The sequence below is a fragment of the Enterococcus sp. ARL09-542 genome (assembly GCF_005234805.1).
GTDB lineage: Bacteria > Bacillota > Bacilli > Lactobacillales > Enterococcaceae > Enterococcus_D > Enterococcus_D gallinarum.
In genome coordinates, this window is sequence record NZ_QPQX01000031.1 from 1 (window position 1) to 9,885 (window position 9,885).

Sequence of the window (9,885 nt, forward strand, 5' to 3'; positions counted from 1 at the left end):
GGTTTGCATTTTTGAAAGGAACAGTATTTTCATCAACTGGACGGTAAACAAGGCACTTATTTTCTCCGTCATTTATAATATCTATTTTCGTTGAAATTCCAATTTGGTCTTGCTCTTCTTGGATTGAAGCCATGAGATTTTTTGCAGCAGTTTCATATTTGGCTTGATCTTCTGCTTCTTGCTGTTTTAATGTATAAACAATATAGCCGCTAGTAGCGACAATTACTAGAATAAGTGCGGTAAATAATGCGAATATATACTTGCTATAATTAGATTTTTTCTTCGGTATTTTTAGTTGTTTGTTTTCATTCCCGTTTTTTGAGGTTATAGTTTCATTCAATTGACCTGAATTTTTATAGGTATCAGGTTCTTGTCTATGACGTTGACTACGACATGCATAAGTATTTTTGTCAGACATATGACTTTATCCCTCCATTTATCATAGTAAAGTAAAATAAAACAGCGCAATTGTAATAATAATTTTTGCAGGAAAGTTTTCTCTATTATTCTTTTACTTTCAGCGCAGTAATTATGGCTGGTCCCTCACCACTTTAGATATTGTGTCTACTTAATGTTCAACTCAGTTTTCAACATCATTAGAATCGCTAGTTTTGATTTTAGTTTTTGGGAGTATGCCCTTCGATAGTTTAATGAGTATGGTTGAAGTATTTAAATCACTAATAATTGTCTAGGATTAAATATAAATTATTTTCCAAACTTATTCTATTTAATTAAACAAAATATTTTAATAACTTGACCATTAGTATTTAATCAAACAGAGTCACTTGTTTTGATAGTGTTGCCAGTTTTATTGCTATTTAAATTATTCACTATTAAGCAAAAAGTTATTTTTTCAGAATTTCTACTGGAAGAAATTTTCTTTTTCTTTTTGTGCTTTTGATTAATCATCTTATCACCTTATAAAGTCTCTTTTATAACATCAAAGCAAACTATTTATTAGTTTCCTAAAGAATTCACCGTAGTAATAGCACTTAGTATGAGAGTCTAAAATACTTTAATAAGCATATTTGTACGTACACCAATTTAAATTATTTTATTATATATATATTTCTTCCTACTCGCTTGTATTGATCCATAAAAAAATTAATAATACAAAACTTTTATTAACAGATACAAAAATATTATCATCATTTTCAGCATTGTAAAACTGTTAATTATAAATAATTGCATTACAATTTTGAAATATTTTTTTGAATACGTTAATTCCTATACATAATAAAGAGCAGATCAAATCCTAATAAAAGAAAATTGATCTACTCTAGTGTTACAACTAATTAATCAAGCTATTTTGTCGTTTTTCTAAACGTCTACTTCTTCCAGTATTAACCTTGATAAAACAACAATCTAAATCTTATTTTATGCTCTATGAACTGTGTCAACACTAACATATAAAGTTGCAGCAATATCAGCTAATGTACTCCCATTTAATCTCATTTGCTTTGCAAATCGATAACGCCGATAAGCATCAATATTCTTGGAATCCATAGACAATAATACTTTTCTTACCATGTATTTTCTCCAAAGATTGGATTTTAATGGGCCATCATTTCTTGAGCAATCTCATGCTCAGATAATGAAGCTGGATAGAAAGTAGGCCAATTATGCATTTCATTATAAAGTTTTTCTTGACTTTCTCCACCAAAGAAAATATGGAAATGCTCTGCCTTACTTGGTGCAATTCCATGATCACTAAATTGAATATATTTAAAGCGACCAGCACCTGCATCATCAGTTTCAAAATTAAAACGAACACCACGGTTTCCTTTTTCATAATTCAAAATTTTGTATCCAACATATTTGTATGTGTATTGATGATGTTCACCGTTGACTACAAAATCAATGGTGTTGTCTTTAATGTTGATAGTATCAATATCTGTCTTATAGCCAGTAGTATAATAATCTTTGTACTCGGCAGCTGTCATGTCTTTATTGAGTTTTGCTTTGTAATCGAAAACTTCATCCAAAATTCCATCTTTTAACAACGGATAAACAGATTGCCATTCGCCTGTATAATCACTCAATTCGCGATCCTTCACATCGGCATCTTTAAAGTACCCATTAGCAACTGTCTTTTCATCCTTCGCTTCTTTTTCTGGAACTACCTCTTCACCAGCAACCATAGTTGTTTTCTCTAACGCTTTTAGATTGTCTTCCATTACTGAAATATAATCTTCACCATTATCCATTTGTTCTTTTGTAAGACTTTCAAGAGGATTCAATACTTCCAATTTTATCCCAGCTTCATTGGCCAAAGTTTTTGCGATTTTATCATTAGCATTCTTTTCAAAATAAATATAATTGATCTTATTTTTTTTAACATACTCTTTTAATTCAGCTAATCGACCAGAAGATGGCTCTTCTTCAGGACTTAGTCCAGCAATAGGAACTTGTATCAATCCATAATCCAAAGCTAAATATCCAAAGGCTGCATGTTGTGTCACAAAACTTTTTTGTTTCGCTTCTTTAAGACTAGTGGTATAGTCAGCATCCAACCGTTTCAGTTTAGTCAAATACTTTTCAGCATTTGTCTCAAATACTTTTGCTTTTTTCGGATACAATTTAACTAACTGATCCTTGATATTTGAAACTTCCTTAATTGCCATTTTGGGTGAAACCCACGTATGAGGATCTAGTTCATGATGGTGATCTTCTTCTCCGTGATCATGATCTTCTTCTTCACTACCTGGCAATAAAATCATGTCTTTTGTTCCTTCTACTACATTAGGCCCAGCTTTCTTCCAACTTTCTTTAGCTTTTGGTACCCATGATTCCATGTTTTCGTTATGATATACAAAAACATCAGCATCATGAGCTTTTGCCATATCCTTAGCTGAGGGCTCATAGTCATGAGGTTCTGATCCCGCTGGAACCATTAAATCCACGTTCGCTTCATCGCCGACGATGTTTTTGGTGAAATCATACATTGGATAGAATGTTGTTACAATTTCTAATTTTCCATCTTTATCATTCGATACTTTTGCATCATTAGTGCTGGAGCAAGCTCCCAATAATCCTAGAGCTGCTATCCCAACAAGTCCTACACTGATTTTCTTCATTCTTTTTCCTTCCTTAATTATGCTAATTTCTTCATTTTATTTCGTTTATGTTCTTTGATAATTTTTAATGCCCTTTTTCTAGTTTTAATATTCGGACTTTTAAGTCGTCGATATGCACTAGATATATCCGTTTTCTCCATTAGAAATTACCCCCAATCAATACTTATCATTATTTGCTTTCCGCCAGTAATTTATCAAAACTCTGTTTGATCCTTTCTTCATCCAACATTTTTCCGATTAGAATAATAGTGGTTTGGTCTTTTTGTCGAGTGGTGTATTGAAAATTAACCTGTTCGTTTACCCCTTGCATGGCAACTATAAAATCCTGCTCTTGTAAAGCAATCAATCCTTTAAAACGATACAGGCTCCCTTGGTTGGTTAAAATCAACCAGTCAATCCATTGGAGTAAAAAATCTTTTTTTATGTCTTGATCTGAAGTTAAGAGAATTGATTTAAACTCATGTACTTGATGGTGTTGATGATAGTGTTTGCCATTAGAGTGATTTTCTGATGAATCACTTTCAAAAACTAAGGGATGATTAAATTTTTTCAAATTATAAAAATCCTTTTTTTGAATCGTTTCACTATGTGTGAACATTCGAATATCGGATAAAGGGTTAATACTTTTGATTTCTCTCTGTAATTTTTTTAGTGCAGATAAATTCAAGTTTTGTTTTCTAGACACAAAAATGCGATCTGCCATGACAAGTTGCTTAAGGGCTTGTGGTTCTCTTTCAATAAATTCAAAACTGTCACTATCAATAACAGTCAATAAACTATCGATATATACTCTTCCTCTTAGTTGAGGCGCTGTTAAAAGTGTTTGAATGATTGGTTGGGGATCTGCTATACCTGTAGTTTCAATGATGATTTGTGAAATTGGTTGTTGATGTTCTTCTATTGTTTCCAGTAAAGAAATCAATATTGCTAATAAATCACTGCGAAGACTGCAACACATACATCCATTATTTAGTTGTAACACCCGTTCCTCGCTATGAACTAATAATTTGTGATCAATCCCAACTTCACCAAACTCATTTTCAATTATAATAATTTCTTCCCTGGGGTAGGGTGAGACTTGCAAGGCTTGATTGATTAGCGTTGTTTTTCCAGCCCCTAAAAACCCAGAAACGATTGTAACTGGTATGCCCATTTTGTCACCTTTTTACCACTTAGCTATTTCACTTCTTTGAAAATTGCCCGTCTGCGCAATTTTGGCGAATACTTTTTTAATTCTAACCGTTCAGGGTTATTCCGTTTATTTTTGCTGGTGAGATACAGACGTTCTCCAGTTTCGACACATTCCAAAATAATATTTTGACGCATAAATCTTCCTCCTTCAATACTTATCGATCTTCAAGATATGCTTGAATTTGTTGTGTATCTTCAAAAGTTAACTCGCCAGATTCCAATTGTGAAACTAAATTTTCTTTCATATCAACAGGTATCTCCCAATAACCATCGATACATTGAAATAACTCCTCGTCATACTCTTCAAAAATTGGATAGATTCTTAAAAAATCATCAAATGATAAGCCTTGGTCCTCATAGTAATCTTTGACTAATCCATTTTCAATTGCCTGTTGGGTCGGTAAACCCGTTTCAGTAATAATTCCTCTCTCTACCATCGAACAATAAAAAGTGCATTTATCTAGCGATTGCTGGGTCGTTTCAAGATAATACTTTAATCCTTCTTCAACTAAAGGTGGGTAAATAATTTCCATTTTGGTTCCCTCCTAAAAGTTATATATTAAACTATTTTGAAGCTCCTTTAATTACTTTCTTTCCATTATAGTACCCTTTTAAAGATACATGATGGCTACGTCTATAATCACCATTCGCTTCGTCAAATGAAATTTCTGGTTTTACTACAGTTTGATGAGTTCTTCTTAACCGTTTCTTCGCCTTAGATGTTTTTCTTGCTGGTACTGCCATGATATTTCCTCCTCTTACCAACTTGCTTTTTTTACTCCAGGAATCAAACCTTGATGGGCAAGCTCTCTAAACTTAATACGGGACATACCAAACTTCCGCATATACCCTCTTGGACGGCCATCCGTCTGATCACGAAGCCTCAGACGATTTGGATTTGAATCTCTTGGCAATTTAGCAAGGGCGGTGTGATCTCCTACGGCTTTTAATTCTTGACGTTTGTCTGCATATTTTTCAATCATTGCCATTTGTTTCTTTGCTTTAGCAATTTTAGACTTTTTTGCCATATACATTTATACTCCTTCTGTTTTGATTTAGACGTCACAAATCGTAAACGTTACGTTTTGACATTGACACTTTACCAACAAAAATTTCTCTTGTCAACAATAAATAACATGAAATAAAACTCATATGAATAGATATCCATTTGAAAATGATTTTATCGATACATAGAGATAATCAGATTAATTAAAAGAACTTGTAGTTTAAGTGCAAAAAATAATGGTTCATTTTTATTAGTCCATTAAAACATAAATACCGTTTTAAGTAGCTTTTCTCTACTTAAAACGGCATTATGAAAGAAACTATAGTTTTATTCAATCTTTTATGTTTAACTCGTTTATTAATGATTTTGTAAGATTGTGACCAATTCTTATATTATAAGAAATAAACATTAAGTAACTAATTTGAAAAAGAATTGTAGCTGTATTCCAAAAATTTATAGGCTAATTATAAGCCTATCCTATCATCTCGATAGAACTTATCTTTTTTAGATAGATTGTTTAGACAAACAAAGCTATCTTAATTTGATGAAGTACATCCTTTTGAAAATAACTTAGTTCATTTTCTATTATCTTTCAGTAAGTGGCACGTAGTACCTAGTCTATATGAGAAAATTCGCCTTATATGATATTTTTAATTCTATAAATTTTTAAACATTAATGTCTATTATTAAACTCATTGCTTAAACCTAAACTAATGAGCAGCAACAGAATAGCTGATAAAAAAAGTAATCCTATAAGAAGTAATATACTCATCTAAATCATTCGCCTTTTCTAAAATAATCCAAGAAAGATTTAAAAAAATTATATCCAGCTATTAGGATAAGTCCTATCATAATTACTCCAATAGTCATTTTCTTATCCTTTCTAAATAAAAAGTCTTTTATATAAAGCTCTTTTTGTAATTGTCAATAAAGTCTTTCCCTTTATTTGTCAATTGACACCCTATGTTTAAATAACCTTCATATCTAAGTTTAGCCAACATCTCACTAACAGATGCTGGAGTAATGCTTAGAATTTTTGCTAAATCTTTATTTTTTAACTTTTTTTTCTTTTCGTCAATTCCTGAATTGCTAATAAATAAATCAGTATAGTAGTTGGTTTAATTTTTACCATACTCTTTTTCCTCCAATTTATTTTGAAAGACCTTCAGCAATTTTATCCAGGTTCCATTTCATCATCGCGTAGTAACTATCACCATCTTGTCCTTTCTCTGCAATTGAATCAGTAAAAATCGTTGAATAGATAGGAATATTGGTATCTTTCGATACTGTTTTCATCGGTCTATCGTCCACACTGCTTTCTACAAATAAGGAAGGAACTTTTGTTGTGCGTAGTCTTTCAACTAAGTGTTTAATTTGATCTGGCGTTCCTTCTTCTTCAGTGTTGATTTCCCAAATGTAAGCAGAAGGCACATTATACGCTTTCGAGAAATACTTAAAGCATCCTTCACTTGTAACAATCATTTTTTTATCATTCGGAATTGAAGCAAATTTAGATTTTGCTTCTTTGTCTAGTGTATTCAATTTTTCAATATACTTATCTAGATTTTCTTTATAGATTTTTTTATTATCAGGATCTTTTTCCGCTAAATGTTTTTCAATGTTTTTAGCGTAAATAATACCGTTTTCTAAATTTAACCAAGCATGAGGATCTTCCTTCCCTTTCTCACTCTGACCCTCTAAGTAAATAACATCTATGCCATCACTTGCTGCAAAATAGTCTTTGTTTTCCTCTTTGTTCGCATTTTTAACTAATTTTGTAAACCAAGCATTTCCTCCAGTTTCCAAGTTAACACCATTATAAAAAATCAAGTCTGCTTTTGAAGTTTTTTGAACATCTTCAGGCAAAGGCTCATATTCATGGGGATCTTTCCCAATAGGTACAATACTGTGTAAATCAATTTTATCCTTTGCTATATTTTCAGTAATATCTGCTAAAATCGAATTAGTAACTACTACTTTTAATTTTTCGTTCGAAGCCACTTTATCTTTACTATTTGTTGAACACGCTCCTAATATAAAAAGAGCAATCAAAATCCCCAGACTTCCCACTACTACTTTCCATTTTCTCATCATAACGATCTCTCCTTCTTTCTTAAAAATTTTTGTTTTGGTGAGATTAGAAAACTAATTACAAATAAGGATGCCGCTGTTAAAACAATACTTGATCCTGCGGCTATGTTAAAATTATAACCAATAAACAATCCAAGCAATGATGAGCTTGCCCCGACTGCTGCAGAAATAAATATCATAGTTTTCAAGCTATTTGCATATAAATATGCTGTAGCTGCTGGCGTGATTAACATTGCAACAATTAATATAGTCCCCACACTTTGCATAGCTGTTACTGCTACTAAAGTTAATAGAACCATCAGTAGATAATGATAAAAATTGACGTTCATCCCCATTGCTTTTGCCATTAATGAATCAAAAGAAGTAATTAATAATTCTTTAAAAAATAGAACTACTATAACCAACACTAAAACAGAAACGCCAATCGTAATCCACTTATCAATATCTTGTACAGCTAAAATGTTTCCAAATAAGATATGAAATAAATCCGTTGAGCTATTTGCAACTCCTATAAGGATAACTCCTAGCGCTAAAAAAGAACTGAAAGTAATACCAATTGCTGTATCTCCTTTTATTACACTATTGCTTTTTATAAAAGTAATAATGATAGAAGCTAATAGACCAAATACAATAGCACCAATAAAAAAATTAATACCTAAAATATAAGAAATTGCTACTCCTGGCAAAACAGCATGAGAAATAGCATCGCCCATAAGAGACATTCCTCTTAAAATAATAAAACAACCTACTGTTCCAGAAACAATCCCTATAACTACAGATGTAATTAGAGCATTCTGTAAAAAGTGAAAGTCATACAGACCATTAATAAAATTTTGAAGCATGTTATTCCCTCTCTCCAATAAATATAGTATCTCCATAGGCTTTTTTTAAATTCTCTTCATTAAATACAGATTCTACACTTCCGTGAGCAATTACATTTCGATTCAAAAGAATAATATTATCAAAATACTTCTTTACCTTGCTTAAATCATGATGCACAATTAGCACTGTTTTTCCCTGATTTTTCAATTCTTTTAACGTATCCATAATTATTCGTTCACTAATTAAGTCTATCCCTACAAATGGTTCATCTAAAAATATGAAATCCGCATTTTGAGCAAGACATCTTGCTAAAAGTACACGTTGAAATTGTCCTCCAGATAATTCTCCTATTTGATGATTAGAATATTTTCCCATATCGACCTTTTCCAAAGCCTTTGAAACTCTTTGCCATTCTGCATTTTTAATTCTTTGAAAAACTTTCATTCCGGCATACGTTCCCATAGATACACATTCTTTTACTTTTATTGGAAAAGTAAAATCAATATCAGCTTTTTGCTCTACATATGCAATCTTTACCAGTTTTTTATTGATATCTTCATTATTAATGGAGACCTCTCCCTGATGAGGGATAATATTTAACATTGCTTTAAGTAATGTAGATTTTCCAGCACCATTTGGACCAATAATACCTGTTAGAGCACCTTCTTGTATTTTTAAAGAAATCTCGTTCAATGCTAAAAAATCGTTATAACAAACATTAAGCTTTTTCACTTCTAACATAACTTTCTCCTTCTAAATGATAATGATTATCACGATTATATGGTATACAGAAAATATATTTTAGTCAAGCCTAAATTTTAAAATTTGGATTTTTTTCTGTTGCTGAAGATTAGGATGACAAAACTATTTGAAACTACCCGTATAGTAAGTAGTTTTCAAAACAAAAAAAGAGTGTTCTCTAATGAGAACACTCTCCTAAAAATACTTTATTTGCATACAAAAGAATTAGACTTGAAGTGGATAGGGAGCTAAATCTGTTTATAAGCATCAAGACATTCTCTTCTAGAAATGAAAAGTAGGTTATTTATCTTTCGTAACATGTTAGGCTTATTCAACTATGCTTCCAATCGAAATTTAATTTACTTAACAACTTAAAACTTTCTCTTTATTGATTTTCATATTTTAAATTGCTCAAATAGAATTAGAGAAATAATAATACTTCCCACATTAAAATTTATTTTTTTTCAGCCCTATAATACTTGCAATCGCCGTGAATAACCCTACATACACAGGAAGACCATTATATTTTTCTCCAGTTTTCGGTAACTCCATAGTATTTTTATTTCGATTGCCTTCTTTATTTTTTTCTTGATTCATTAGTTCCCTTTTTTTATTGCTATTATTATAATTTAGATTAGATGATCTTTTGTTATTGTTAAAAAAAGTAGAAGGATGATTAAAGCTAGCTTTACTATCCGAACTTTGTTTAGAATTTGTATTTTTCGTTACTCCGGGTAATTTGACTGCTATGTCTTTCTCTTTTTCTCCACCAAGATCATATCTTACTGTATAGCCATTTCTTACTCCATCTGTTTCGATGCCATAATTTACTTCTTTTTTGATGCCATCTTGTTCGGTAAATGTTACCTCTCCGTTAGCGTCTACCTGTTTCTTAAGTACTTCCGTTGATCCATCTGTTAAGTTTCTTAACCGTACTTCTTTTCCCGCTTCAAGTGG

Annotated in this window: 11 protein-coding genes and 3 pseudogenes; all 14 read right to left on the minus strand. The window is 31.5% G+C overall.

Annotated elements, in window-relative coordinates; translation table 11 throughout:
* Positions 1 to 418 (minus strand): annotated as a pseudogene (locus DVW06_RS16335) (polysaccharide deacetylase family protein); the annotation flags it as partial.
* 873 nt (positions 419 to 1,291) lie between these two features.
* A pseudogene (locus DVW06_RS16340) lies at positions 1,292 to 1,530 on the minus strand (hypothetical protein).
* Positions 1,531 to 1,553: 23 nt separating this feature from the next.
* Positions 1,554 to 3,077, minus strand: a complete 1,524-nt coding sequence (locus DVW06_RS16345; RefSeq protein ID WP_137264891.1) for a zinc ABC transporter substrate-binding protein AdcA — start codon at positions 3,075 to 3,077, stop codon at positions 1,554 to 1,556.
* 17 nt (positions 3,078 to 3,094) lie between these two features.
* Positions 3,095 to 3,217 carry a putative metal homeostasis protein gene (locus tag DVW06_RS16350; protein ID WP_002322279.1) on the minus strand — a complete coding sequence of 41 codons (123 nt, stop codon included), beginning with the start codon at positions 3,215 to 3,217 and terminating at the stop codon, positions 3,095 to 3,097.
* Between the two features lie 29 nt (positions 3,218 to 3,246).
* Positions 3,247 to 4,230: a CobW family GTP-binding protein gene (locus DVW06_RS16355; RefSeq protein ID WP_137264892.1), complete on the minus strand. Its 984-nt coding sequence runs from the start codon at positions 4,228 to 4,230 to the stop codon at positions 3,247 to 3,249.
* A 23-nt stretch (positions 4,231 to 4,253) separates the two neighbouring features.
* Positions 4,254 to 4,403 (minus strand): 50S ribosomal protein L33, encoded by a 150-nt coding sequence (rpmG, locus tag DVW06_RS16360; protein ID WP_002297320.1) that lies wholly within the window; start codon positions 4,401 to 4,403, stop codon positions 4,254 to 4,256.
* A 20-nt stretch (positions 4,404 to 4,423) separates the two neighbouring features.
* Positions 4,424 to 4,801 (minus strand): hypothetical protein, encoded by a 378-nt coding sequence (locus tag DVW06_RS16365; protein WP_137264893.1) that lies wholly within the window; start codon positions 4,799 to 4,801, stop codon positions 4,424 to 4,426.
* Between the two features lie 31 nt (positions 4,802 to 4,832).
* Positions 4,833 to 5,012 (minus strand): 50S ribosomal protein L32, encoded by a 180-nt coding sequence (gene rpmF / locus DVW06_RS16370; RefSeq protein ID WP_002297318.1) that lies wholly within the window; start codon positions 5,010 to 5,012, stop codon positions 4,833 to 4,835.
* A 14-nt stretch (positions 5,013 to 5,026) separates the two neighbouring features.
* Positions 5,027 to 5,296, minus strand: a complete 270-nt coding sequence (gene rpsN, locus DVW06_RS16375) for a 30S ribosomal protein S14 (RefSeq protein WP_060815000.1) — start codon at positions 5,294 to 5,296, stop codon at positions 5,027 to 5,029.
* Positions 5,297 to 6,173: 877 nt separating this feature from the next.
* Positions 6,174 to 6,406, minus strand: a pseudogene (locus DVW06_RS16380) (metal-dependent transcriptional regulator).
* 17 nt (positions 6,407 to 6,423) lie between these two features.
* Complete coding sequence (locus tag DVW06_RS16385; protein WP_060814981.1) at positions 6,424 to 7,368, minus strand: metal ABC transporter substrate-binding protein; 945 nt, start codon at positions 7,366 to 7,368, stop codon at positions 6,424 to 6,426.
* Positions 7,365 to 8,207: a metal ABC transporter permease gene (locus DVW06_RS16390; RefSeq protein WP_137264894.1), complete on the minus strand. Its 843-nt coding sequence runs from the start codon at positions 8,205 to 8,207 to the stop codon at positions 7,365 to 7,367. The genes DVW06_RS16385 and DVW06_RS16390 overlap by 4 nt, the downstream gene beginning before the upstream one ends.
* Before the next feature lies 1 nt (position 8,208).
* Positions 8,209 to 8,928, minus strand: coding sequence for a metal ABC transporter ATP-binding protein (locus DVW06_RS16395; protein WP_002406972.1), 720 nt, complete (start codon positions 8,926 to 8,928; stop codon positions 8,209 to 8,211).
* Between the two features lie 447 nt (positions 8,929 to 9,375).
* Positions 9,376 to 9,885, minus strand: a 510-nt coding sequence (locus tag DVW06_RS17610) for an LPXTG cell wall anchor domain-containing protein (RefSeq protein WP_238696204.1), incomplete at its 5' end; no start/stop codon positions are given.

Bases quoted from the DNA above. Each gene is read 5' to 3' on its own strand.
- DVW06_RS16345 (WP_137264891.1), bottom strand. From the start codon at position 3,077: ATGAAGAAAATCAGTGTAGGACTTGTTGGGATAGCAGCTCTAGGATTA.
- DVW06_RS16350 (WP_002322279.1), bottom strand. From the start codon at position 3,217: ATGGAGAAAACGGATATATCTAGTGCATATCGACGACTTAAAAGTCCG.
- DVW06_RS16355 (WP_137264892.1), bottom strand. From the start codon at position 4,230: ATGGGCATACCAGTTACAATCGTTTCTGGGTTTTTAGGGGCTGGAAAA.
- rpmG (WP_002297320.1), bottom strand. From the start codon at position 4,403: ATGCGTCAAAATATTATTTTGGAATGTGTCGAAACTGGAGAACGTCTG.
- DVW06_RS16365 (WP_137264893.1), bottom strand. From the start codon at position 4,801: ATGGAAATTATTTACCCACCTTTAGTTGAAGAAGGATTAAAGTATTAT.
- rpmF (WP_002297318.1), bottom strand. From the start codon at position 5,012: ATGGCAGTACCAGCAAGAAAAACATCTAAGGCGAAGAAACGGTTAAGA.
- rpsN (WP_060815000.1), bottom strand. From the start codon at position 5,296: ATGGCAAAAAAGTCTAAAATTGCTAAAGCAAAGAAACAAATGGCAATG.
- DVW06_RS16385 (WP_060814981.1), bottom strand. From the start codon at position 7,368: ATGATGAGAAAATGGAAAGTAGTAGTGGGAAGTCTGGGGATTTTGATT.
- DVW06_RS16390 (WP_137264894.1), bottom strand. From the start codon at position 8,207: ATGCTTCAAAATTTTATTAATGGTCTGTATGACTTTCACTTTTTACAG.
- DVW06_RS16395 (WP_002406972.1), bottom strand. From the start codon at position 8,928: ATGTTAGAAGTGAAAAAGCTTAATGTTTGTTATAACGATTTTTTAGCA.